Annotated in this window: 26 protein-coding genes and 1 pseudogene; 22 read left to right on the top strand and 5 right to left on the bottom strand. The window is 60.9% G+C overall.

Going from position 1 to position 23,923, the window contains the following annotated elements:
• Positions 1 to 49 precede the first annotated feature (49 nt).
• Positions 50 to 1,297 (bottom strand): winged helix-turn-helix domain-containing protein, encoded by a 1,248-nt coding sequence (locus tag AC3ISG_RS07090; protein ID WP_489298837.1) that lies wholly within the window; start codon positions 1,295 to 1,297, stop codon positions 50 to 52.
• 49 nt (positions 1,298 to 1,346) lie between these two features.
• On the bottom strand, positions 1,347 to 1,580 hold the full coding sequence (locus AC3ISG_RS07085) for a DUF1127 domain-containing protein (protein WP_240356910.1): 234 nt from the start codon (positions 1,578 to 1,580) through the stop codon (positions 1,347 to 1,349).
• Between the two features lie 96 nt (positions 1,581 to 1,676).
• On the opposite strand from AC3ISG_RS07085, the gene AC3ISG_RS07080 reads away from it, so the two are divergent.
• On the top strand, positions 1,677 to 2,531 hold the full coding sequence (locus AC3ISG_RS07080; protein ID WP_065993052.1) for a LysR substrate-binding domain-containing protein: 855 nt from the start codon (positions 1,677 to 1,679) through the stop codon (positions 2,529 to 2,531).
• Positions 2,532 to 2,551: 20 nt separating this feature from the next.
• On the opposite strand, the gene AC3ISG_RS07075 is transcribed toward AC3ISG_RS07080, so the two are convergent.
• Entirely contained in the window at positions 2,552 to 3,283 is a 732-nt protein-coding gene (locus AC3ISG_RS07075) for a sulfite exporter TauE/SafE family protein (protein ID WP_489299464.1), read from the bottom strand.
• 225 nt (positions 3,284 to 3,508) lie between these two features.
• On the opposite strand from AC3ISG_RS07075, the gene AC3ISG_RS07070 reads away from it, so the two are divergent.
• From AC3ISG_RS07070 to AC3ISG_RS07030, 9 genes and pseudogenes are all read left to right on the top strand, one after another.
• Entirely contained in the window at positions 3,509 to 3,982 is a 474-nt protein-coding gene (locus AC3ISG_RS07070) for a MarR family winged helix-turn-helix transcriptional regulator (protein WP_489298836.1), read from the top strand.
• Positions 3,983 to 4,068: 86 nt separating this feature from the next.
• Positions 4,069 to 4,179 (top strand): annotated as a pseudogene (locus AC3ISG_RS07065) (organic hydroperoxide resistance protein); the annotation flags it as partial.
• 244 nt (positions 4,180 to 4,423) lie between these two features.
• Positions 4,424 to 4,921 (top strand): hypothetical protein, encoded by a 498-nt coding sequence (locus AC3ISG_RS07060; protein ID WP_205487096.1) that lies wholly within the window; start codon positions 4,424 to 4,426, stop codon positions 4,919 to 4,921.
• Positions 4,922 to 5,029: 108 nt separating this feature from the next.
• On the top strand, positions 5,030 to 6,895 hold the full coding sequence (locus tag AC3ISG_RS07055; RefSeq protein WP_489298835.1) for a type VI secretion system family protein: 1,866 nt from the start codon (positions 5,030 to 5,032) through the stop codon (positions 6,893 to 6,895).
• Entirely contained in the window at positions 6,882 to 7,550 is a 669-nt protein-coding gene (locus tag AC3ISG_RS07050) for a DUF2931 family protein (RefSeq protein WP_489298834.1), read from the top strand. Before AC3ISG_RS07055 ends, AC3ISG_RS07050 begins: the two co-directional genes overlap by 14 nt.
• On the top strand, positions 7,537 to 8,226 hold the full coding sequence (locus AC3ISG_RS07045) for a DUF2931 family protein (protein ID WP_489298833.1): 690 nt from the start codon (positions 7,537 to 7,539) through the stop codon (positions 8,224 to 8,226). Before AC3ISG_RS07050 ends, AC3ISG_RS07045 begins: the two co-directional genes overlap by 14 nt.
• The gene (locus AC3ISG_RS07040; RefSeq protein ID WP_489298832.1) at positions 8,132 to 8,581 is read left to right on the top strand and encodes a MarR family winged helix-turn-helix transcriptional regulator; all 450 of its coding nucleotides are present in this window, start codon (positions 8,132 to 8,134) and stop codon (positions 8,579 to 8,581) included. The genes AC3ISG_RS07045 and AC3ISG_RS07040 overlap by 95 nt, the downstream gene beginning before the upstream one ends.
• A gap of 155 nt (positions 8,582 to 8,736) precedes the next feature.
• Complete coding sequence (locus AC3ISG_RS07035) at positions 8,737 to 9,156, top strand: organic hydroperoxide resistance protein (RefSeq protein ID WP_065993050.1); 420 nt, start codon at positions 8,737 to 8,739, stop codon at positions 9,154 to 9,156.
• Positions 9,157 to 9,207: 51 nt separating this feature from the next.
• On the top strand, positions 9,208 to 10,227 hold the full coding sequence (locus AC3ISG_RS07030) for an alpha/beta hydrolase (protein WP_172609230.1): 1,020 nt from the start codon (positions 9,208 to 9,210) through the stop codon (positions 10,225 to 10,227).
• A gap of 348 nt (positions 10,228 to 10,575) precedes the next feature.
• On the opposite strand, the gene AC3ISG_RS07025 is transcribed toward AC3ISG_RS07030, so the two are convergent.
• Both AC3ISG_RS07025 and earP read right to left on the bottom strand, forming a co-directional pair.
• On the bottom strand, positions 10,576 to 11,145 hold the full coding sequence (locus tag AC3ISG_RS07025; RefSeq protein ID WP_037011849.1) for an elongation factor P: 570 nt from the start codon (positions 11,143 to 11,145) through the stop codon (positions 10,576 to 10,578).
• Positions 11,146 to 11,232: 87 nt separating this feature from the next.
• Positions 11,233 to 12,378: an elongation factor P maturation arginine rhamnosyltransferase EarP gene (earP, locus tag AC3ISG_RS07020; RefSeq protein ID WP_122623800.1), complete on the bottom strand. Its 1,146-nt coding sequence runs from the start codon at positions 12,376 to 12,378 to the stop codon at positions 11,233 to 11,235.
• Positions 12,379 to 12,501: 123 nt separating this feature from the next.
• Here earP and AC3ISG_RS07015 point away from each other — a divergent pair, with 123 nt between their 5' ends.
• The 12 genes from AC3ISG_RS07015 to AC3ISG_RS06960 all read left to right on the top strand — a co-directional run bounded on the left by AC3ISG_RS07015 (position 12,502) and on the right by AC3ISG_RS06960 (position 23,888).
• Positions 12,502 to 12,897, top strand: a complete 396-nt coding sequence (locus tag AC3ISG_RS07015; protein WP_205487091.1) for a hypothetical protein — start codon at positions 12,502 to 12,504, stop codon at positions 12,895 to 12,897.
• 45 nt (positions 12,898 to 12,942) lie between these two features.
• Complete coding sequence (locus AC3ISG_RS07010) at positions 12,943 to 13,425, top strand: GreA/GreB family elongation factor (RefSeq protein WP_489299463.1); 483 nt, start codon at positions 12,943 to 12,945, stop codon at positions 13,423 to 13,425.
• Positions 13,426 to 13,548: 123 nt separating this feature from the next.
• On the top strand, positions 13,549 to 13,755 hold the full coding sequence (locus AC3ISG_RS07005) for a hypothetical protein (RefSeq protein ID WP_065993044.1): 207 nt from the start codon (positions 13,549 to 13,551) through the stop codon (positions 13,753 to 13,755).
• 102 nt (positions 13,756 to 13,857) lie between these two features.
• Complete coding sequence (locus AC3ISG_RS07000; RefSeq protein WP_122623802.1) at positions 13,858 to 14,412, top strand: DUF1003 domain-containing protein; 555 nt, start codon at positions 13,858 to 13,860, stop codon at positions 14,410 to 14,412.
• Between the two features lie 223 nt (positions 14,413 to 14,635).
• Positions 14,636 to 15,439: a 2,5-didehydrogluconate reductase DkgB gene (gene dkgB, locus AC3ISG_RS06995; RefSeq protein ID WP_489298831.1), complete on the top strand. Its 804-nt coding sequence runs from the start codon at positions 14,636 to 14,638 to the stop codon at positions 15,437 to 15,439.
• A gap of 523 nt (positions 15,440 to 15,962) precedes the next feature.
• Positions 15,963 to 16,700 (top strand): FadR/GntR family transcriptional regulator, encoded by a 738-nt coding sequence (locus tag AC3ISG_RS06990; protein ID WP_122535620.1) that lies wholly within the window; start codon positions 15,963 to 15,965, stop codon positions 16,698 to 16,700.
• Positions 16,697 to 17,701 (top strand): ABC transporter ATP-binding protein, encoded by a 1,005-nt coding sequence (locus tag AC3ISG_RS06985; protein ID WP_489298830.1) that lies wholly within the window; start codon positions 16,697 to 16,699, stop codon positions 17,699 to 17,701. Before AC3ISG_RS06990 ends, AC3ISG_RS06985 begins: the two co-directional genes overlap by 4 nt.
• The gene (locus AC3ISG_RS06980; protein WP_489298829.1) at positions 17,698 to 18,831 is read left to right on the top strand and encodes an ABC transporter ATP-binding protein; all 1,134 of its coding nucleotides are present in this window, start codon (positions 17,698 to 17,700) and stop codon (positions 18,829 to 18,831) included. The genes AC3ISG_RS06985 and AC3ISG_RS06980 overlap by 4 nt, the downstream gene beginning before the upstream one ends.
• On the top strand, positions 18,828 to 20,327 hold the full coding sequence (locus AC3ISG_RS06975) for an ABC transporter substrate-binding protein (RefSeq protein ID WP_489298828.1): 1,500 nt from the start codon (positions 18,828 to 18,830) through the stop codon (positions 20,325 to 20,327). Before AC3ISG_RS06980 ends, AC3ISG_RS06975 begins: the two co-directional genes overlap by 4 nt.
• A gap of 43 nt (positions 20,328 to 20,370) precedes the next feature.
• Positions 20,371 to 21,315: an ABC transporter permease gene (locus AC3ISG_RS06970; protein ID WP_037011865.1), complete on the top strand. Its 945-nt coding sequence runs from the start codon at positions 20,371 to 20,373 to the stop codon at positions 21,313 to 21,315.
• Positions 21,315 to 22,223, top strand: coding sequence for an ABC transporter permease (locus AC3ISG_RS06965; RefSeq protein ID WP_485619965.1), 909 nt, complete (start codon positions 21,315 to 21,317; stop codon positions 22,221 to 22,223). The genes AC3ISG_RS06970 and AC3ISG_RS06965 overlap by 1 nt, the downstream gene beginning before the upstream one ends.
• A gap of 69 nt (positions 22,224 to 22,292) precedes the next feature.
• Positions 22,293 to 23,888, top strand: a complete 1,596-nt coding sequence (locus AC3ISG_RS06960) for a gamma-glutamyltransferase family protein (RefSeq protein ID WP_489298827.1) — start codon at positions 22,293 to 22,295, stop codon at positions 23,886 to 23,888.
• The last annotated feature ends 35 nt before the right edge of the window (positions 23,889 to 23,923 follow it).

Below are 23,923 nucleotides of genomic sequence, written 5' to 3'. Positions count from 1 at the left end.
TGGCCCCTTCCCGGCTGAAGCCGGTCCTACAAAAAGCAGGCAGCTGGCGTTACAGATGATCAAAACCGCTGGCCACAAACGCCGCCCGCAAGCGCGACGTACTGGCGCGCTGGCAGTTGATCAGCACATCTGGCAGTTCCAGCCAGTTCGCCAGTTGCCGCAAGTGGAACGCGAGGGCGTGCATGCCTTCGTCATCCAGCCCGGGTTGCTCTTCATGGAGCGCATGAACCGCCAGACGCCCCGCCGCCCTTTCAGCCCGCAGGTCAATGCGCGCGGCGATGCGTTCGTTGTGCAGAAACGGCAGCACGTAATAGCCGTAAACCCGCTTGTGCGCCGGGGTGTAGATCTCCAGCCGGTAATGGAAATCGAACAGCCGCTCAGTGCGCCCCCGCTCCCAGATCAGTGAATCAAAAGGCGACAGCAACGCGCTGGCCGTCACCTTGCGTGGCACGACCCGCCCCGCAAGGGTGTACGCCGGTTGCTTCCAGCCCTGCACCTGAACCCTCTGAACCACGCCCTCCTCTACCAGCTCAGCCAACCCGCGCCTGGCGGGTGCCGGGTCCTGCCGGAAATAATCGCGCACGTCCTTTTCGGTACCGACGCCCAGCGCTTTGACGGCATGCAGCAGCAAGCCTCGCTGTGCGTCCGATTCGCCGGTATCAGGGTGATTGACGATCGCCGCCGGCAGCACACGCTCAGGCAAATCGTACAGGCGCTCGAAACCGCGACGACCGGCGACCGTGACCTCACCCGCTGCGAACAACCATTCCAGCGCATGCTTTTCAGCGCTCCAGTCCCACCAGGGTCCGGCGCGATCCTGCCGGGTGCTGATGCTGCCCGCGCCCAACGCGCCCTGTTCGCGCACGGTCTGCAACACCCGGGCGATGGTGATCTGCTGCTCGCGGCCGAACTTCGCCAGTTGCTGATAAATGCCCTCGCCCTGGGCCGCACGTTGCATCCGCCAGCGCATCAGCGGGTACAGCTCTACCGGCAGCAATGACGCCTCATGGCCCCAATACTCAAACAGATTGCGATGCCGACCCTGGCTCCACGCCGCCTGCTCCAGCAAGGTGCGCGGGTAAGGACCGAGCCGGGAAAAGAGCGGTAAGTAGTGCGATCGCACCAGCGCATTGACCGAATCGATCTGCAGCACGCCGAGTCGCTGGATCAACTGCGTGACATGCGCGGCCTTGATCGTCGCAGGCGGCTGGCGGCTGTTAAAGCCTTGGGCGGCCAGCGCCAGCCGGCGCGCGTGCTTGAGGGAAAGTGGCGGGTGAATCGGCGGCTCGGCGGGCATTGCGACCTCCATGGCGGTGTCCAACGCTAACCGATCACCCGCTGTGCTGTCAGCGCTTCATCGGGTCATCCCAGAAAGGACGCTCCACTTCTTCGTAGACATCCGCCCGACTCAGGCCCATGTCTTTCAGCGCGTCATCGCTGAGGGTCGCCAGTTCGACACGCTGGTGATGCAGCTTGCGCCAGCGAGCGACCTGCGCCACGGCCGATTTCCACCAGCGTTCCGGCGCGGATTCCTGCGACAGAGGTTTTGCGACCAGTACGTAACCTTTTTGACCTTTCATCGTCCTGCCCTCCAGTGGGGATGGGCAGATTCTCTCGCCGCGCCTAAGATCAATCCAACGAATGTTTCTCATGCACTGCATCTGGGAGATTGATGCATGACCACCTACCCGAGTATCGACAGCGAGCTGCTGCGCACCTTTGTCGCGATCGCCGATGAGGGCGGTTACACCAAGGCCGGCGAAGTAGTGAATCGCACGCAGTCCGCCGTCAGCATGCAGATGAAACGGCTGGAGGAGGACGTGGTGAGGCGGCCGTTGTTTCTGAAAGACGGCCGCACCATCAGCTTCACCGCGGAAGGCCAGGTGCTGCTGGGCTACGCGCGGCGGATTCTTAAACTGCACAGCGAAGTGTTCAACACCCTGCGCGAGCCGCACATGGTTGGCACGGTGAAGATCGGTACGCCGGATGATTACGTGATGCGCTTTCTGCCGGGGATTCTGCAGCGCTTTGCCCAGGCCTACCCGCTGGTACAGGTGGAGGTGCATTGCGAGTCTTCGTCGCAGTTGCTGCAACGCCAAGACCTGGACCTGAGCATCGTCACCCGCGAGCCCGGTAAGGAAATCGGCCAGATCTTGCGCCAGGAGCGGTTCGTCTGGGCGGTCGGCGCAGGCTTTTGCCCACAGGAGCAGACGCCGATGCCGCTGGCGATGTTCAACACCGACTGCTTTTGCCGGCAGTGGGCAATCAACGCGCTGCAGGCGTCCGGCCGCGAATTCCGCGTGGCCTACACCAGCGCGAGCCTGTCAGCGATCATGGCCGTGGTCAGCGCAGGACTGGCGGTGACGGCGCAGCTGCAAAGCCTGATCACCTCGGACCTGGAAGTATTGGGGGAACAACACGGGCTGCCGCAGTTGCCGTCGGCGAGCATCGTGCTGCTGCGCAACCCCAATAACCCATCGCCGATCACCGAATGCCTGGCCGATCACATTGCTGAAGGGTTCAGGCTGTAACAAGTACTCATTGCGTTAGATCACAGCTTGAAGCACAGCATGATCGCGCAAATCACCAGAAAGCCGCAGAACAGCGATCGCAATACGCGCTCCGGCAAACTGTGCGCCAAGGCGACGCCCCAACTGATGCTGGCCAGCCCGCCAATCGCAAGGGGAATACCCATCAGCCAGTCGACATGGCCATGCAGGGAGTAGGTCGCCAGCGTGATCGTGGTGCTCGGCGCCGCCAGGGCCAGCGCCAGGCCCTGGGCCGCCACCTGCGTCGCACCGAACAAACCGGTCAAAATGGGCGTCGCGATCACTCCGCCGCCGACGCCGAACAGCCCGGCGGTGACGCCCGAGCCGAGGCCCAGCAGCCACAACCAACGGGTGTGCCGCAACTCGGCGCCCACGGTCCCGTTGCGCCAGACCATCTGGATCAGGTTGAACAGCGTCAGCACCACAAGAAAGCCGACAAAGCCCAGGCGCATGATTTGCGGGTCGACGCGCACGGCCCACAGCGAGGTCAGCCAGGACATCGTGAAACTGGGCACGATGAGCATCAGCGCATGACGCACCGACACCCGATTGCGCTGGTTGTAACGCCACAGCGCCAGCAGCACGTTGGGCAGCACCATCAACAACGCCGTGCCCTGAGCCAGTTGCTGATCGAGCCCGAACAACACGCCCAGCGCCGGAATGGCGACCAGCCCGCCGCCAATGCCGAACAGTCCACCCAGCGTGCCCATGGCGGCGCCCAGCAGCAGGTACATCAATACATCGACAATCACGGCCGATCCTCTGATCCGATTTCTGCGCGCATGCTACGCAGTCAGTGCCGTTGAGGAAATCCGCTGAGACGATATCAGGATGTGGAAACGATCCACGGCTGAGGCCGGCGATAGAAAACCCCATGCCCGGCCATTGCAGAAATTATCTGGTGCATTAAACAGCAGGGCACTAAATTACCGAGCATTACTGACTGAGAGGGACACCCCATGAACGCCAACGAGCCCACCCACAAGGCTGGCGCTGGCAGTTGCGACGAGCTGCTGCTGGATAACCAGCTGTGCTTCGCCCTGTACTCGACGTCGCTGATGATGACCAAGGTCTACAAGCCACTGCTCCAGGCACTGAACCTGACCTATCCGCAATACTTGGCGATGCTGGTGCTGTGGGAGCGCGACGGCCTGACCGTCGGAGAAGTCAGCACCCGCCTGCTGACCGATCCTGGCTCGCTGACGCCACTGCTCAAACGCCTGGAAGCCGAAGGCCTGATCCGCCGTACCCGCAGCAAGGAAGACGAGCGCGTGGTGCTGCTGACCCTGACCGAGCGAGGCAAGGCGCTGCACAAAAAGGCGCAGAGCGTTCCGCAATGCATTCTGGCCGCCAGCGGCATCAACCTTGAACAGCTGAAGGCCCTGCAGAAAGACCTGCTTGCCCTGCGTGGAAATCTGCAGGAAAGCATCTGATCGGCTGTCGTTATCGAGAATTCTCAAGAACCTCAAAATTTGACGTGCACACTAAGCAGTAGCGCAGTACTGCACATCAGTCTGCTGGCTTTGAACAAGCCGTAGCCCAGGCGCCGGTCGATGCAGCCCGCCAAGTGTGCCCTTACTCCAATCCCACACGCGGCAACGTCGATGTCCGTCTGCACATGACTGTCTGACACTCGCTCACACGCGCAGTGAAGCCCCTGAACTCGCAAGAGTCAGGGGCTTTTTGCTGAGTACGACCAGACACTTTCTGCAAGAAATGGACGACGCGCTTTTCATTTCCGTCCTACGTCATCGCAGGCAAGACGCTTCGGTTTCCGGCTTTGACCCTGATCATCATTTCTGTCCGACCCGCTCAATCATTCCGCATTGATTGATACGGCCCCTCTCAGAATGATCACGACTCAGGACCTGGGCATGACGACCTCACTCGCTCCGATGTACACCAATGAAGTGACAGGCGACTTTCTTCAGACACTCGACACGCCCACCTTCACCTCTGAGCAAATGGCTGAATTTCACGAAGACGCTGTGGCGGTCATTCGCAAAAAAGAAGCCTATTGCCTGGCCCATCCGCCCATCGGCATCTACCGGCTTGCCACTGAAGGCAGCCAGACCCGCAACGGCGGCATTGTTCAAGAAACGCAGTCGACGATCACGTGCACCCTGGAGAACGGCGAGCAAGTGCGCTTAGCGCATAAGGGAGACTGCGTTCTTTATCCGGATGGTTCCACCGCCCACATCATCACAGGCGCAGGCCACAGCAATGGTCACGTCGCGTTGGTGGGCAGCCGCTTGTGCAACGGCGACGAGATCATCAACACGCCACAGCCCCACAGACCGTTCGTAGCCCGCCAGGGCGTCCCTTTGGCTGCCGACTTCCTGCCTGCCGTTGGCAGCGCTAACGCCGAATAACACCCCACTTGCTTCCATTGCGCGACCTGCCCATCAGGCTTTCGCGTGGATCTCCCACATCCCCACTCTTTCGCATGGACGCGACACCTGAACAGGGAACGAGCACTGATGGCTACCGGTTATTACATTCGACTCTACGACAAGACCAGCTGTGGCGGATTCGTCATGGAAGCCACCTCCGGTATGGGAATGCACGGCATCGATCAATCGCGAGAGGGCGACGCGGTGAAGTGCGGTGTCGACGGTAAAACGTATCGTATCAGCGGCGGAATTTCCCACATGACCAGTGACGGCATTCGCCTGGCCGGCACCCTGGACAGTGTCAGCGGTTGCCCCTGTAAAGCCCGGTTGGAGCCGTCGCTATTCTGTGCCACTTACGAGAACGAGGAGTGTTCGGCGGCAGTAGCCGGCAGGCCTTTTTCCGCCGCTGGTTACAGGCAGGGTGCTGCCGTTGCAACTACGTCGATGCCACTCGGCGCACGCCGTACTGCCAATGCGCAGATGGAGCAGGACCTCGAAGAAGAGGAAGAAGAAGTCGAGCAAGAGCAACTGATTACTCTGCGCCTCGGCGTGTTCTTTGACGGCACCGGTAACAACCAGGCCAACAGCGAAACCGTTGCAGGTTGCATGGCGCGGGATGTCGGGCTGGAAAATGAAGCCGAAGAAATTCAGAAGTTCTGTGCCGAGTTTGGCTATGGGATTAACGGGAGTGCGCCAGACAACAGCTTTGGGAATGACACCTCCAATGTGGCGCGGCTTTATGATTTGTACATGGACCAAGCCGGCGAGCGTATTGATTCAGCAGCTGATGAAGCTTCCATAGCGGTGTACATCGAAGGGATCGGAACCGTCAGCGGCGGAGATGACGATCTTTGGGGTCAAGCAACTGGGAGAGGAAAAAATGGAGTACTGGCACGGGTTGAACAGAGTTCGCTGTTGGTTGCGCAGCGGCTGGGGGAGTTTCAAGACAACAACCCTGCAATAATAATTCGCCGTCTTGAGATCGATATATTCGGTTTCAGCCGTGGAGCAGCTGCGGCTCGTCATTTCGCCAATGACTTACGTAAAGGCGCAGAAAGTTTGCTTGCTGAAACTTTGAAGACAGACACCTCTGCATTCACCGAAGGGTTTGGCTGGAGGATTCAGCATGATGTCCACCTGAACTTCATTGGCCTCTTCGATACGGTACCAGCCATTGTCACGCCTTTAATGCTGGACTTTAGCCCCGGCAATGCTCGCAACGGGGGACTCAACCTGGGGCTTCCAAAGGGCGCCGCCCGCAACGTAGTGCAGTTGGTAGCGCGGGATGAGCATCGCCTGAATTTCGCCCTGATCCGCACCGAGAACGACATTGTCCTGCCCGGCTCGCACTCAGACATTGGCGGCGGCTACCGGCCTCGAATGCGTGAACGCCTTCTGGTCGCGAAACCGACCAGTAGCCAGGAACGAAAGACCACGCCAAACGCCCAGTCGCTTGCTTTTTCGCAATCCATTCAAAGCGTCGGGCCTTTGGTCAGACGCCTGCTCGATCAGGGGCTTGAGGTGGATATACATTGCCGCTCAGAAGACGAAGAGCGCACGCAGGAAAATCAAATCCCCCTTCACAAGCAGGTTTACGTCATCACCACACTTGATCGTGAGGTGGAGGGAGATTTGTCGAAGATTTATCTGCGGGTGATGCGTGAGCTGGCAGTACAGCACGGCGCCCCGCTCGATGTTATCAACGAGCACGACCAGCGCCTTTCCTTGCCGACTGATCTCGCCACCATTTCAGCGAAGATTCTGGGTTATGCAACAGGCAGGAGAACAACGCTTGATCTGACCACCGCTGAAGAGGATTTGTTGCTACTACGGTACATACATCTTTCAGCCGGTTGGAATGCGGTGAAAGACAGGAATAGAACGAGCATCGGACCATTGTTTATCAACCGGCCAACCGATGACTACCAGCGGATCGTTCATGACAATCGGTAAGTTCAAAGCGCAGCTTGGATGCGTTTTGGGTCTGATATTCAGCGGGTGCAGCACAATTTATGACGACGTAGAACTTCCTTACGACTCTTGGCGATTGGGCTTCTTTGCTCCCAACTATATGGAGGTCTGGATCGAAACCGCTGACGCTGTGGATATCAACGACAGATGGTTCAAGCGGGCAATGAGTGGCGTAGCAGCCGTGCAGACGCCTCCTAATTTAACGGGCAGTCCGAAGGGCTGGCCAAAACATCCGGGAGCAGGCGCTGGAAAACAAGTCTCGGGTGCTAATCTTCCTCGCTTTATATACGTGCGTTGGCAATCTCTGGCCGAACCGAAGACCTATCAAGCCTACATAGAAATACCTGAGCGCATTCGCAAAGCCATGCTGAAAGGTGAGCGCGCATATTGCAGGGCAGATAACAAATGGATCAACGATTATAGAGACCTGATTACGGTGGGCTTGGCTCCGGGAGGCGTAACTAAGACCTGGATTCAGGGAGGCTGTCTAAATGCAATTGAAGTCAGTCGCGTGCAGGGTCGCATAGTCGAGAAAGGTCCTCATGAAGGCCATTCAAACGGTCATTACTATCGCCCTCCCAATGAGGCATCGCAGGTCTACATCGACAAGTTCGGCATCCCTTATGACTCTTGGTGAAGGCCGATCAAAAAACATCAACGCCCTGCTCGGATGCGTTTTGAGCCTGATCCTGAGCGGATGCAGCAGCGCTAACGACTATGGCGTAGAGCTGCCCTATGACGCATGGCGATTGGGGTTTTTGGCGCCCAGTTATATGGAGGTCTGGATCGAAACGGCCGATGTCGTCGATGTCAAAGGCCGATTATTTAGACGAGCCATGAGTGGAGTGGCAGCGATACAGACGCCACCCAATTTCAGGGGTAAACCGATAGGATGGCCAAAGAGACCAGGCAGCGGCAAAGGGAAACATGTATGGCGCGCAGATGTGCCTCGTTTGATCTATGTCCGTTGGCAATCGTTGGCAGAACCACAAACCTACGAAGCCTACATTGAAATTCCGCAGGCAGCTCGCCATGCCATGCTGCAAGTAGAGGAAAACACATACTGCAAAGCGGCCAAAAACTGGATCACCGACCACCGTGAGCTGCTGGTAATCGGGCTCGCTCCGGGCGGCATTGCTAAAACCTGGATAAGAGGCGCTTGCCTGGACCCGATTGAAGTAAGCCGCGTACAAGGTCGGATAGTCGAGAAAGGTCCTCATGAAGGCCGTTCAAACGGCCTTTACTACCGCCCTCCCAATGAGGCATCGCAGGCCTACATCGACAAGTTCGGCATCCCTTATGACTCTTGGTGAAGGCCGATCAAAAAACATCAACGTCCTGCTCGGATGCGTTTTGAGCCTGATTCTGAGCGGATGCAGCAGCGCTAATGACTACGGGATGGAGCTACCGTATAACGCGGGGCGACCGGGCTCCCTAAAGCCACTGCTCAAACGCCTGGAAGCCGAAGGCCTGATCCGCCGTACCCGCAGCAAGGAAGACGAGCGCGTGGTGCTGCTGACCCTGACCGATCAAGGCAAGGCCCTGCACACCAAGGCGCAGAGCGTTCCGCAATGCATTCTGGCCGCCAGCGGCATCAACCTTGAACAGCTCAAGGCCCTGCAGAAAGACCTGCTTGCGCTGCGTGGAAATCTGCTCGAAAGCATCTGATCAGACCCGTAATCGGCCCCTCTGAAAAAATCTCAAAAATTTATCTTGCGCACTAAACATTAGCGCAGTACATTCTCCCTCACTTGCTTAGCGCACAAACATTTAGCGCCAAGATAAAGCTCGAATCCCATACCATCAGCACGTGAGGAATTACCATGCAAGCTCTCTACACTGCAGTCGCAACCGCAACCGGTGGCCGTGATGGCCGCGCTGTTTCCGACAACAAAATTCTCGACGTCAAACTGGCCACCCCAAAAGAACTGGGCGGCGCCGGTGGCGAAGCCACTAACCCTGAGCAACTGTTTGCTGCCGGCTACTCGGCCTGCTTCATCGGCGCACTGAAATTCGTCGCTGGTCAGAGCAAGAAAACCATCCCCGCTGACGCGTCGATCACTGCCCACGTCGGCATTGGCCAGATCCCCGGCGGTTTCGGTCTGGACATCGACCTGCACATCAGCCTGCCGGGCCTTGAACAAGCCGAAGCTCAGGCGCTGGTCGATGCGGCCCACCAGGTCTGCCCTTACTCCAACGCCACACGCGGCAACGTCGATGTCCGTCTGCACGTGACTGTGTAAAGGCTCGCCACAAGACCTCGTCCCCAACCCTCGTTTGACCGGGAGAAGAACATGAACACGTTTGGCAAGATTGTGGCTGGCTCGCTCCTCGCACTGTCCATCGGCAACGCTTTCGCGGCGACCGATACGGGCGTCGAGCACAACACGCAGGCGTTTCTGGACGCGCTGAATTCCGGAAGCGGCAAGCCGATCGAACAGCTTTCGCCCAAAGATGCCCGCGCGGTGCTGACCGGTGCCCAGGCCGGGGTCAAGCTGACCCTGCCCAAGGCCGATGTCAGCCAGAAGACCATTTCGGTGGACGGCCAGAACATCAGCCTGACGATCGTTCGTCCGGCCGGCGTCAAAGGCACCTTGCCGGTGTTCATGTACTTCCACGGCGGCGGCTGGGTGCTGGGCGATTACCCGACCCACGAACGACTGGTGCGGGATCTGGTAGAGGGTTCGGGCGCAGTGGCGGTGTTCGTCAACTACACGCCGTCCCCTGAAGCGCACTACCCGACGGCGATCAACCAGGCCTATGCGGCGACCAAATGGGTTGCCGAGCATGGCAAGGAAATCAACGTCGACGGCAAGCGTCTGGCGGTGGCGGGCAACAGTGTCGGCGGCAACATGGCGGCGGTCGTCAGCCTGATGGCCAAAGACAAAGGCACGCCAGCGATCCGCTACCAGGTGCTGTTGTGGCCGGTGACCGACGCCAACTTCGATACCGGTTCGTACGATCAGTTTGCCGAGGGTCACTTCCTCACCCGCAACATGATGAAGTGGTTCTGGGACAACTACACCACCGATCCGAAACAGCGCGCCGAGATCTATGCCTCACCGCTGCGGGCCACGACCGATCAGTTGAAAGGTCTGCCGCCTGCCCTGGTGCAAACGGCGGGTGCTGACGTGCTGCGCGACGAAGGTGAAGCCTATGCTCGCAAGCTGGACCAGGCCGGTGTGCCGGTCACGGCGGTTCGCTACAACGGCATGATCCACGATTACGGGCTGTTGAACGTGGTCAGCCAAGTGCCGGAAGTGCGCTCGGCAATGCTGCAGGCTTCGCAAGAGCTGAAAGTACATTTGAAGTAAAGGCAGTATAAAAAAACGGGTCGATCAGCAATGGTCGACCCGTTTGCATTGCTGGATTCCGTCGTTCATAACCCACTGTCGCGCAGCACACGCGGTCCCTGTGAGAGTGAGCTTGCTCACGAAGACATATTTCCAGCCGATGAAGATTTGGCGGATGTACCGGCCTATTCGCGAGCAAGCTCGCTCCCACCGCTCTTTGTCGACAGCTGCATCTGCGGCGGCGACACCTACTCCTACAAGGTCAGCGTGTGTTGGAACTGCCCTTTCACGCACCCACAAAAAAGCCCGACTCGATGATCGGGCTTTTTCGTGTCCGGCATGACATCACCGGTTTTACAAGAGCAGTGCTTATTTAGCACGGCCTTTGTAAGAACCGCCTTCGCGGGTGTCGATTTCGATCTTGTCACCGATTTCGATGAAGTCAGCCACCTGCAGCTCGGTGCCGTTGGCCAGTTTGGCCGGCTTCATGACCTTGCCCGACGTGTCGCCACGAGCCGAACCTTCGGTGTAGTCAACGGTGCGCACGATGGTGGTCGGCAGCTCTACGGAAACCAGACGGTCTTCGAAGAAGATCGCTTCGCAGACGTCGGTCATGCCTTCTTCAACGAATGGCAGAACGGCTTCGATGTCTTCAGCGTTCAGCTCGTACATGGTGTAGTCGGTGGTGTCCATGAACGTGTAAGTGTCGCCGCTGATGAAAGACAGCGTGGCTTCTTTACGGTCCAGGATCACGTCTTCCAGCTTGTCGTCGGCGCTGTAGACGATTTCAGTCTTGTAGCCGGTCAGCAGGTTTTTCAGCTTGGTCTTCATGATCGCGCTGTTACGGCCCGACTTGGTGAATTCAGCTTTCTGAACCAGCCAAGGATCGTTTTCCAGCTTGATCACGGTACCGGGTTTAAGCTCTTTACCAGTTTTCATTACGAGTATCCGAATTTGGATGAAAGATCTTTCTAAGCCCTGTACGAAAAGCCACTTTTCGTACAGGGCTTACTACAAGGCCGCGTATCATATCCAACTTTGGTAAAACCTTACCAGCGCAGTCGTCAGATCGTCCTGCAAGGCCTGTTCCAGACACCAGCGCTGGGCATGGGCGGCCAGTTCGTCGGCGTGTTGTTCCAGCGCATTCCAGCCCTCGGTCATGTCTGTTCCGCCATTCCAGCTGCGCCAGACCTCGGTCAGCGCCTGCCCTGCCGCCTCCGACAACCCCACCCGATACAACGCCAGAAACGCATCGAGTTTGGCCCAGTGGGCGTCGTCGTCCTGCTCATAGATGTGCCAGATCAGCGGCCGCCCCGCCCATTGCGCGCGGACGAATGAATCTTCCCCGCGCACCACGTTGAATTCGCAGCACCACAACAGCTGGTCGTAGTCTTCCTGGCGCACGAACGGCAGGACCTGAATGGTCAGGGCGTCGCGCACTTGCACGGCACCCGCCTTCAATTCATCCACGCCCAACCAACGCTGAACGTCACCCAGAATGCGGCCTTCAGGCACCAGCAAATGGGTCGTGCGATGAGCCTGGGCCAGGCAATCCAGCCAACTGCCGAGGCCGGCGTGCTCGTAGGCAAACAGCGACATCAGCCGCGCCTCGGCGTGAGGCGCAATGTTCAGGCGCTGGAGAAAGGATTGGCGCGCGGCGAAATCCGCCTGAAACGCCTGACGCTTGTCGATCAGGCCCGCCTCACGCAGCAACCCGCCGGTCTTGCCGGTGAAGCCGGGGAAGAAGAAATACTTGCGCAGGCCCGAGGACTGGATCGACGGCAGGCCGTGGCAACCCGACACCCAGTCCTCAGCGCTGAGGTATTCGAGGTTGAACCACAGCGGCCGTTTCTCAGCCCCGTGCATGGCCTCGATGTAATCCGGGGGCAGGCGACAGGCGAAGGCTTCGACCACCACATCCGGCAGCTCGGCCGATTGCCACGTCCTGGGCCATTCCTTTGGCCAATGACAAACGGTCACGCCATCGCGTATTTGCTCTTCCGCCAGCGGATCGGCACCCGGGCACAGCCGCGCAAACGCATTGAGGTCGTCGATCCAGAGGCGAACCTGCAGGTCGTGTTCGGCGACCAGTTGTCGGGCCAGGCGAAAGGTCACGCCGACGTCGCCGAAATTATCGACAACGCTGCAGAAAATATCCCAAGAGGCGTTCATCCGGGCTCCCTGAGGATGTTCAAAAAAACCGATTGTCCTTCATTGCAGCGCAGAATCACCAGCCCCGGTCGTGCGACAATCGCCACCACCGCTGGCCACATGCATACAAGTCTGGAGTCTGTCATGTACGTCAACCACCGCGAACTGTCTGTCACGCTGCGCCCGCTCAAGCTGATCCTGTCGATTGCCGCCGGTATCTGGCTGGGCTTTCTCGCCGTCCTGCTGAGCCTGTGGCTGATCTATAAAATGCTCCCCGCCGAGCAGACCCAGGCACTGAACAACGCGGCCGCGCAAATGACGACCCCGCCTGCGGCCAAGCCAAAGCCTGAAAGTGATAACCCGATGTTCGATCAGTACCGGCAGATTCTGCGCGACAGCGAAGCGCGGCAGAGCCAGGAAGCCGAACAGGCAGAGCGGCAACGCAGCTTCAACGGCCCGAAATGCCAGTTCTGGATGCAGCAGAACCAGACCGCGCCCAGCGAGAAAAGCCGCGCCAGCGTTTATCAATTCTGCGGTTGAGCCCCCTTTGTCGAGCCCTTCCATGCCCCCGAATACGCCATGCCCGTGAACAAGCAAACCGTCCTGCAGTGCATCGTCGAGAAGCTGCAGGTCGATCTCGATGTGGCCGTGCGGGCTGCGCAAACCGCCTACGAAACCGCGACCCACGAAGAGAACATCGCCGAGAACAAGTACGACACCCTTGGGCTGGAGGCCTCTTATCTGGCGGCGGGTCAGGCGCGGCGTGTGGAGGAAATCCGCCAGTCGCTGAACCTGTGTCGCAACCTGGTGCTCAAGCCCTTCGATGCACAGCGCGGAATCCAGACCGGCGACCTCATTGCCCTCCAGGCGAACAACGGTACGGAACAGCATTTGTTTCTCGGGCCTGACGCGGCGGGGCTGAAAATCAACGTCGAAGAACAGGTGATTACGGTGATCACGGCACGCTCGCCGCTGGGTCAGAGCCTGCTCGGCAAGTTCAATGGCGATGAGGTGGAAGTGGTGGTGAACGGCAGCCGTCAATCGTTCGAGATCACGCAAATCCTGTGATCCACTGATCATTTGCAGGGTTGTAGCGTCCGACTTTTTGTGGGTAAGGTGCAGCGTCGCACCACACAGGGTGAACCCCGGAACCCGGAGCCGGGGACACGGATTTAACCAAGGAGATATTTCATGACGAACGTCATCACTTTCCCTGACGCCCATGAACGTGATCGCCTCAAGTCCAGTGACCACCACGGGTTGAGATACCTGAACAAGAAAGAGCGACAACTGATCGACCGCCTGCGCATGACCAGTCACGCCGGCCGCCAGTACGTTTACGACTACGCCAGCATCATGCAGCGCTCCAAGCCGCTGTACCCCGAACCGGTGGACTGACGCGGCTCCCAGGGACGCGTATCGATTCAGCAGCGGTTAAGTACAACGCCAGTGGGCGTGGGCCTATAGTGGGCAGATGTTTCTGTCCTTCAGGAAAGCCCCATGCCCACCGCAACGCCTTCCCCGACGCCCGCCGAACCGAGCGCTGCCGCTGCGCCGGTCGATCACCTGCGCTTCCACAAACGCCACGCCCACCTGGCGCCGACCTTTGGCACCGATGCTTTCGCCCTCAAGGCCGAGGCGTTTGCGCGGTTCTTTGGCACCCCTACCTTTCTCGGCGCACAAACGTTGCTGGTGTTGCTGTGGGTGGGCGCCAACCTGAGCGGGCTGGTGTCGTTCGACCTCTACCCGTTCATCCTGCTCAATCTGGCGTTCAGCCTGCAATCGGCCTACGCCGCGCCGCTCATTCTGCTGGCCCAGACGCGACAGGCCGCCCGCGACAAAGCCAGCGCCGATGCCGACGCAGAGCACAGAGAAGCACTGGCGACCGCCAATGAAGAACGCATGGCCCGCGCCGCGCAGAACACCGCGCAGATGCTGGAACTGCTGGAACAAAACACTCGCCTCACCGAAATGACCAAGGTGCTGACCGAACGGGTGGAAGCGCTGACGGCGGACATGCATAAGCATTTCGTTAAAAGAGATGGGCATGTTTGATCTGGAGCCGGTCGCAGAACCCTGTGGGAGTGACCGCCACAGGCCCTCCGAAATCACATCCCGTTGAACGATCAAGCTCACACGCTGCCCCAAACTCCATGGCATTCATGATCCCCCGTCAAAACTCCCGTGCCCGCGCTGTGGTTTTTCCCTGCCAGCCGACGCGGGATACTGGGCATCTGCTTCATACCTCCCCTTCCCCCTTGAACTCTGGAGTTTTCCCATGACTGTTCCCGCATTTGGCCTCGGCACTTTTCGCCTGAAAGATCAGGTCGTCATCGACTCGGTCAGCAATGGCCTGGAGCTGGGCTATCGCGTCATCGACACCGCGCAGATCTACGGCAATGAAGCTGAGGTCGGTCAGGCCATCGAGCAGAGCGGAGTGCCCCGTGACGAGCTGTACATCACCACCAAGATCTGGACCGACAACTTTGCCGCCGACAAGCTGATCCCGAGCCTGAAGGAAAGCCTGGCCAAGCTGAAAACCGATCACGTTGACCTGACGCTGATCCACTGGCCGTCGCCGAAAGACCAGGTGCCGGTCGCCGAGTTCATGGGCGCGCTGCTGCAGGCCAAGCAGCAAGGCCTGACCCGCGAGATCGGGATTTCCAATTTCACCGTCGCGCTGATGAAAGAAGCCATTGCTGCGGTCGGCGCCGAAAACATCGCTACCAACCAGATTGAGCTGCACCCGTACCTGCAAAACCGCACCGTCGCCGATTTCGCCAAGCAACACGGAATCAAGATCACGTCCTACATGACCCTGGCCTATGGCGAAGTGCTAAAGGACCCGGTGATCGAGCAGATCGCCCAGCGCCACAATGCAACCCCTGCGCAAGTGACGCTGGCGTGGGCGATGCAGTTGGGTTACGCGGTGATTCCGTCGTCGACCAAACGCGCGAACCTGGAAAGCAACCTGAAAGCTGTGGACCTCACGCTGACCGAGGACGACATGGCGCAGATTGCCCAACTGGACCGCGGTCATCGCCTGACCAGCCCGGCCAGCCTCGCGCCGCAGTGGGATTGATTGACTGAGGGCTGCTCAGGTCAGGCCGATGCACCTGCACCCTGTTGCCTTGATGCACAAACGGTCTATGTGGGAGCGAGCTTGCTCGCGAAGAGGCCATTACATCCGCTGAATCTTTACCGGATGAAATGCCGCCTTCGTGAGCAAGCTCACTCCCACAGTGGCCAGCGTGTGCTGGACCAAAGTGGTGGATCAGCAAAAAGAAGTAACCCCACGACGCCCCGCGCTCTGATCCGACGCCCCCTAATAACGCACCCGAACCATAAACAGGCGCCCTGCCTGGTCCCTTCCTGAAATTGGTTCGCTTACTCCCTGAACCAATCCCGCCCCTGCGCGCGAACCAGACTTCCGAACCTTTGCCGATTGGCCCGAAGCAGCAGGATCACGCCTGCGCGCACGACCGGCCATCTGTCATTGCGGGCGAACCAATTTCCATTGGCATCGCTATTGCACTCGTCCCCTGTAGCCAGGCCCTGCTCCACGCGGCTCCTGGCCTCCGGTTCACCCGTGACGAGAGACGCAGATGGACAGCATCGACACCGACGCAACCCACGACACTTCGTCGAAGATGGCCCTCGACGCGCTGCGCCAACTGGTCGCGCAGCAGGCGGCGTTTCCCCAGCGGCCGCTGCCGACCGAACGCGACCTGGCGGTGGACTTCGGCGTCAGTCGCCGAGCCATTCGCCGCGCCCTGGCGGTGCTCGAAGCCGAGGGGCACATCTGGCGGCGGCAGGGCAAAGGCACTTTCGTCGGCCCTACCCCGCCGAGCGCGGCCATGAGCTTTGCCAGGCTGTCGAGCCGGACCAATTTCAGCGAGGTCATGGAAGCGCGCATCTATCTGGAGCCCGCACTCGCTTCACTGGCTGCGCTGCGCGCCAGCGGCGAACAGATGGCGATCCTGCGCCGACTGGCCGAACGCACCACTCACCAGCAACACGCCAGCGAACCCGACGCCGAAGGCATCGAGCTGTGGGACAGCGCGCTGCACCGCGGCATCGCCGAAGCCGCCGGCAACCGGCTGATGCTGGACATCTTCGAAATGCTCGACGCCATCCGTCTTGATCCGGCGTGGCGCGACCTGCGTCAACGCGCCCGCAACACCGACCGCCTGAGCACCTACAGCCACGATCACCACGACATCATCGGCGCCATCGAAAGTCGCGACCCGGCCAAAGCCGCCACCGCCATGCGCGGGCACCTGCGTGCGCTGCAACAGGCGCTCGATCACGTCATCCAGCAAGACCTCGAGGCCAGCGTATGAGTGCTTCACCCGCGAACACCCCATCGGTATTGAGCGTCAGCGACCTCACCGTGCGCTTCAAAGATGCCCCGGCCAACGTCGTCGACGGCGTGTCGTTCGCCATTCAGCCGGGCAAGACCCTGGCCATCGTCGGCGAGTCCGGCTGCGGCAAAAGCGTGACGTCCATGGCCTTGATGGGCCTGCTGCACGACACCGCCACCGTCCAGGCCAGCGCCTCGAACCTGCTGGGCGAGCCGTTGCTGGGTATGTCCGACGAGCGCCTGCTGGACGTACGCGGCAACCGCATGGCGATGATCTTTCAGGAGCCGATGACCTCGCTCAATCCGGTGTTCACCATCGGTGATCAGATCGCCGAAAGCGTGATGCGTCACCAGGGTCTGTCGGCCAGCGCCGCCCGCCAGCGCGCGCTGGAAATGCTGGAAAAAGTCCGCGTGCCCGATGCCCTTCAGCGCCTCGATGCTTACCCACACGAGCTGTCCGGCGGCATGCGTCAGCGCGCGATGATCGCCATGGCGCTGGCCAATGACCCCGCGCTGATCATCGCCGACGAACCCACCACCGCCCTCGACGTGACCATTCAGGCGCAGATCCTTTCGCTGGTCGCCAGTCTGCAGACTGAAACCGGCACCTCGATGATGCTCATCACTCACGACCTCGGCGTGGTCGCCGAAGTGGCCGACGAGGTCATCGTGATGTACGCCGGGCGCGTCGTCGAAAGCGGTTCGGTGAAGACCTTATTCGATGATCCGCAGCACCCTTACACCATCGGCCTGATGGGTTCGATGCCCTCGGTCGGCCCTCGCGAAGGACGGCTGGCGACGATCAACGGACGCGTGCCGACCCCGGCTGAAATGCCCGGCGGTTGCCGCTTTGCCAGCCGTTGCCCGTTCGTCATCGCTGCCTGCCGCGAAACCCGCCCTCCGTTGCTGGAAGTCTCCGCCGGACATTTCGCTGCGTGCATCCGCGTGCCACTTGAACAGCATCTGGGAGTCAGCGCATGAGCCTGTCAGGCCCACACATCGTGAATACCGGGGTGGCTGAATCGGCGCTGGAAAAGCCGATTCTGGAAAGCATCGCGGTGAGCAAACACTTTCACAGCGAAGCAGGATTGTTCCAGCGCAAGAAGCCGCCGGTGCAGGCGGTCAACGAGGTTTCCCTGGCCGTGCGACGGGGCGAAACCCTGGCGCTGGTGGGTGAGTCGGGCTCGGGCAAATCGACCCTGGGCCGCGTGCTGCTGAACCTGCTCAAGCCCACCGCAGGCGATGTCATTTATGAGGGCCGCAACCTGGGCAATCTACCTGCCGACAAGCTGCGTCAAGTGCGCCGGGATCTGCAGATCATTTTCCAGGACCCGTTCGCCTCGCTGAACCCGCGCATGAGCGTGGAATCGATCATTGGCGAGCCGATCTGGCTGCACCGCGACGACAGCCGTAGCGCACGCCAGGACAAGGTCGCCGAGCTGTTGCGTACGGTCGGTCTGGCGCCGGAGCACGGCAGCCGCTTTCCCCACGAATTTTCCGGCGGTCAGCGTCAGCGCATCGGCATCGCCCGGGCGCTGGCGTCGGAGCCACGGCTGATCCTCGGCGACGAGCCGGTGTCGGCGCTGGACGTCTCGGTGCAGGCCCAGGTGGTCAATCTGCTGGAAGACCTCAAGCACCAGTTCGGCCTGACCCTGCTGATCGTCGCCCACGGCCTCGCGGTGATCCGCCACATGAGCGACCGCGTGGCGGTGATGTACCTCGGCGAGATCGTCGAACTGGCGCCGGTCAACGCACTGTTCGAAACGCCCTTTCATCCCTATACGCAAGCGCTGATGGCCGCCGTGCCGGTCAGCCACCCGGACCTGCGCCGCCCACGCCCGCTGCTCGGCGGTGACATGCCAAGCCCGAGCAAACCGCCGTCCGGCTGCCGTTTTCACACCCGTTGCCCCCACGCCAAGCCCCTGTGCCGCGGAGTAAAGCCGCTCTTCGAAACCGTCGAGCCCGGGCGTCAGGTGGCCTGCCATTATTGGCGCGAAATCGCCAACGCCGGCGCCGGTTCGCTGATCGTGCCCACCCCCAGCGCCGCTTACAGCCAGCGTCTGAATCTGTTCAAAAGCCATCAAGCCCTTTCTCTGGAGAGTCAGCCATGAAGTTCGCCCACCTGATGACAACCACGTTGTTGCTGCTCGCTGCGAATGCGGCTGTCGCCGAAACCACCCTGCGCATCGGCATTCAGGACGACCCTGACATGCTCGACCCGCACCGCTCGCGCACCTACTCGGGGCGTCTGGTCTACACCGCGCTGTGCGACAAGCTGGTCGACGTCAACCCGGACCTGACCTACGCGCCGCAACTGGCCACCGCGTGGAACTGGAGCGAGGACGGCAAGACGCTGACCATGACCCTGCGCGACGGCGTGACCTTCCACGACGGCGAGGTGTTCGACGCCGCCGCCGTTAAGTTCAACCTCGACCGCGCCCGCACCCTGCCCGACTCCCTGCGCAAGAGCGAACTGGCGTCGGTGGAAAGCGTTGAGGTGGTTGACGCGAAAACCGTAGCGATCAAGGTCAAGCAGCCCGACGCCACGCTCATCTCGCAGCTGTCCGACCGCGCCGGGATGATGCTCGCGCCTAAAGCCTCAGCAACCGACGTGGCCTCGAAACCGGTGTGTTCCGGGCCGTACAAATTCGTTCAGCGGGTGCAGCAGGACCGCATCGTGCTGGAGCGCTTCGACAACTACTGGAACAAGCAGGCGTACCACTTCGACAAGGTGATTTTCCTGCCGATTCCGGACACCTCGGTGCGCCTGGCCAACCTGCGTTCCGGCGACCTGGACATCATCGAACGCGTTGCGCCGACGGACGTGAAGACCGCCAAGGCCGACAGCCACGTCCAGGTGTTCAGCACGCCGGGCCTGGGCTACATGCAGCTGATGTACAACACCAACAACGGCGACAAGGCCAACAACCCGCTGGGCAAGGACAAGCGTGTGCGCAAGGCCTTCGAGCTGGCCATCGACCGTGAGGCGATCAACCAGGTGGTCTTCGAAGGCCTGTACGCGCCGAGCGCCCAGCCGTTCCCGAAAAACAGCCCGTATTACGACAAGGACCTGCCGCTCCCGACCCGCGACGTCGAAGCCAGCAAAAAACTGCTGGCGGAAGCCGGGGTGAAGACGCCCCTCAGCGTCGAGCTGAAAGTCGCCAACAACCCCATTGCGCAACAGGTCGGCCAGATCATTCAGGCGATGGCCGAAGAAGCCGGGTTCAAGGTCAATCTGATCGCCACCGAATACGCCACGCTGCTCAGCGAGCAACAGGCCGGCAACTTCCAGATCGGCATGAGCGCCTGGTCGGGCCGTCCTGATCCGGATGGCGACATCCACCAGTTCGTGACCTGCAAGGGCGGCCAGAACGACGGGCATTTCTGCGACCCGAAACTCGACGAGCTGCTGAACAAGGCGCGCACCGTGAACGACCAGGGCCAGCGTCAGGCCCTTTACTTCGAGGCCCTGCGCCTGCTCGCCGAAGACGTGCCGACCAGCTACCTGTATTTCGATCCGCGAATCATCGCCATGCGCAGCAACCTCACCGATTTCGTGCCCAACCCGGATGGCCTGATTCGCCTGAACAACGTCGCTTTCAAATGACAGCGGCGCCCGTGGACAACCGCTTCGGCCGCGAGGAATCGTCATGCTGACTTTCATCCTGCGACGCCTACTCAGTGCCATCCCGACGCTGATCCTGGTTTCGCTGTTCGTCTTCACCCTGCAAAAGCTGCTGCCGGGTGATCCGGTCCAGGCCATGGCGGGTGAAGAGCGCGACCCGGCGGTGATGGAATACCTGCGCGAGAAATACCGGCTCAACGACCCGCTGCCGCTGCAATATGTGCACTGGGTCGGCAACGTCCTGCAGGGCGACTTCGGCACCTCGTTGCGCACCGAGCAACCGGTGACCGTGCTGCTGGCGTCGAAGCTGCCGGTGACCATCGAGCTGGCGGTGCTGGCACTGATCATCGCGCTGGTAATCGGCATTCCCACCGGGGTGATCTCGGCGGTGCGCAAGGGCACGTCGGTGGATTACGCGGCCAACGTGTTCGCCCTGTCGGGGATCTCGATTCCGCATTTCTGGCTGGGGATTCTGTTGATCATGATCTTCGCCGTGAAGCTGCAATGGCTGCCGGCCTCGGGGTTTGTGCCGCTGGGTGAAGACGTCGGGCAGAACCTGAAAACCCTGATCCTGCCGGCTTTCGTGCTGGGCGCCGGGCTGTCGGGCGTGCTGATGCGCCACACCCGCAGCGCGATGCTCGAAGTGTTGCGCGCCGACTACGTGCGAACCGCGCGGGCCAAAGGTCTGTTCCCGCGCACGGTGATCTTGAAGCATGCCCTGCGCAATGCCCTGATGCCGATCGTCACGCTGACCACGCTGCTGTTCGGTGAGTTGCTCGGCGGCGCCGTGCTGACCGAGCAAGTGTTCAGCATTCCCGGCTTCGGCAAAATGATTGTCGATGCCGTGTTCAACCGTGATTACGCCGTGGTGCAAGGCGTGGTGCTGTGCGTCGCGATCGGTTTTCTGCTGCTAAATCTGTTGGCCGACGTGCTCTATCGCCTGATCAATCCGCGTCTGAGGACTGCCTGATGACTTCGATTGCGACCCATCCTTCGGCGCCGCTGAACGCGCCGTCCCAAGCGCCGCTGAGAGAACCCCTTTGGCCACGCACCCGCTCGCCGTTCGTGAAGAAATTCCTCGCCAACAAGGGCGCAGTGGTCGGCGCGGTGGTGCTGATCGTCTTCATTCTTGCCGCGCTGCTGGCGCCGTGGATTGCGCCCCATGATCCGCTGAAGGCCAACTTCCTCGCCGTGCGCAAGGCACCTTCGCTGATCTACTGGCTGGGCACCGACGAACTCGGCCGCGACCTGTTCTCCCGCCTGCTCTGGGGGGCGCGCAGTTCGTTGCTGGCCGGTGGGGTTTCGGTGGCCATTGCCATGGTCATCGGCGTGCCGCTGGGCCTGTTGGCCGGCTACTTCGGCGGCAAGCTCGACGCGGTGATTTCGCGCGTCATGGAAGCGCTGCTGTCGTGTCCGTTTCTGGTGCTGGCGATTGCCTTGGGCGCGTTTCTGGGCCCGAGCCTGAGCAACGCGATGATCGCCATCGGGCTGTCGGCGATGCCGATTTTCTCGCGCCTGACCCGCGGTCAGGTGCTGGCGATCCGTCACGAAGATTACCTGGAAGGCGCCCGCGCCATTGGCCTGCCGGACCGCTGGATCATCCTGCGCTACGTGCTGCCGAACGTGCTCTCGCCGCTGGTGGTGCAAGCGACGCTGACCATCGCGTCGGCGATTCTGGCGGAAGCGAGCCTGTCGTTCCTCGGCCTGGGTCAACAACCGCCCTCGCCGTCCTGGGGCTCGATGCTCAACACCGCGAAGAACTTCATGGAACAGGCGCCTTGGATGTCCATCGCCCCGGGCGTGGCGATCTACATCACGGTGCTGTGTTTCAACCTGCTGGGCGACGGGCTGCGTGATGCCCTTGACCCGAAAAGCTGACGGCGCTCGCCCTTATACGCCGAAGCCGCGCCTCTATAACCGATCAACTGCCAAGAAGAGAACGACTGCATGTTCGATGATCTGGATTACAGCCAACCTTACGCATCCGCCCGCTCGCCGGTGATGGGCAACAACATGGTCGCCTGCTCGCAACCGCTGGCCGCACAGGCCGGGCTGGACATGCTGCGTCAGGGCGGCAACGCCGTTGATGCTGCCATCGCCGCCGCCATGGTGCTGACCGTGGTCGAACCCACCGGCTGCGGCATCGGCAGCGACGCCTTCGCCATCGTCTGGGACGGCAAGACGCTGCAGGGCCTGAACGCCTCGGGCCGCTCGCCGCAAGCCTGGACAGCGGAGCATTTCGCCGGCCAGCAGGAAATGCCCCAGCGCGGCTGGGCCTCGGTGACGGTGCCGGGCGCGGTGTCGGCCTGGGTCGCGTTGTCCGAGCGCTACGGCAAGCTGCCCTTCGCCACCCTCGCGGCACCGGCCATTGGTTATGCGCGGGACGGTTACCAAGTCACGCCGATCATTGCCGAACTGTGGCGGCGCGGCGCGGGGCTGTTGAAGGATCAGCCGGGGTTTGCCGAGTGCTTCCTCCAAGGCGGCAAAGCGCCGAAGGCCGGGGAGAAAGTTGTGCTGAAGGATCACGCGACAACCCTGGAGCTGATTGCTGAAACCAAGGGCGAGGCGTTTTATCGCGGCGAACTGGCCAAGGCAATGATCACTCACGCCCACGCCAATGGCAGCGTCATGAGCTTGGATGATCTGGCGAACCACCGGGTGGACTGGATCGATACTTTGTCGGTGCCGTATGCCGGCGCCGTGGTTCACGAGCTGCCGCCGAATGGTCAGGGCATCGCCACGCTGGCGGGTCTGGGCATCTTAGAAGCGCTGGGCGTGGGCGAGCAGCCGGTGGACAGCGTCGAGACCGTGCACCCGGTGCTGGAAGCAATGAAGCTGGCGCTGGCCGATCTCAATCAGCACGTCACCGACAACGACCACATGCGCGTGGCCGCGGAACACATGCTGGACCCGGCGTACCTGCGCGACCGCGCGGCATTGGTCGGCGAACGAGCGGAAGACCCGCTGCATGGCGCGCCCAAGGCCGGTGGTACGGTGTACCTGTCGGCGGCGGACGAGAGCGGCATGATGGTCTCGTTCATTCAGTCGAACTACATGGGTTTTGGTTCCGGCGTGGTGGTGCCGGGCACGGGCATCAGCCTGCAGAATCGCGGGGCGGGTTTTACCCTGGACCCGGATCACGTCAACACCGTGGCACCGGGCAAGCGGCCGTTTCACACCATCATTCCGGGCTTTGTGATGAATGCCGACGGCACGCCGCTGATGTCCTTCGGCCTGATGGGCGGGCCGATGCAGGCCCAAGGGCATTTGCAGATGATGCTGCGCATCCTTCGCTACAAGCAGAATCCCCAAGCCGCCGCCGACGCGCCGCGCTGGCGTATCGAGTCGGGCCTTAAGGTCGCGGTGGAGCGCTCATTTGATCCCCAAGTGATCGAAGCGCTGCGCGCCAAGGGTCACGACGTGGAGGTGGAAGACCCCAGCGGCGTGTTTGCCTTCGGCGGCGCGCAGATCATCCAGCGCACGGCCCATGGTTATGTGGGCGGGACCGACCCGAGGAAAGATGGGCTGGTAGCGGCGTATTGAATGCCATTGATTCAAGCATGAAGTGAGTGCACGAT

Source organism: Pseudomonas sp. GL_135, from assembly GCF_057834665.1.
The sequence above is the reverse complement of the archived record's forward strand: the minus strand, read 5'-3'. Positions and strand labels throughout refer to the sequence as shown.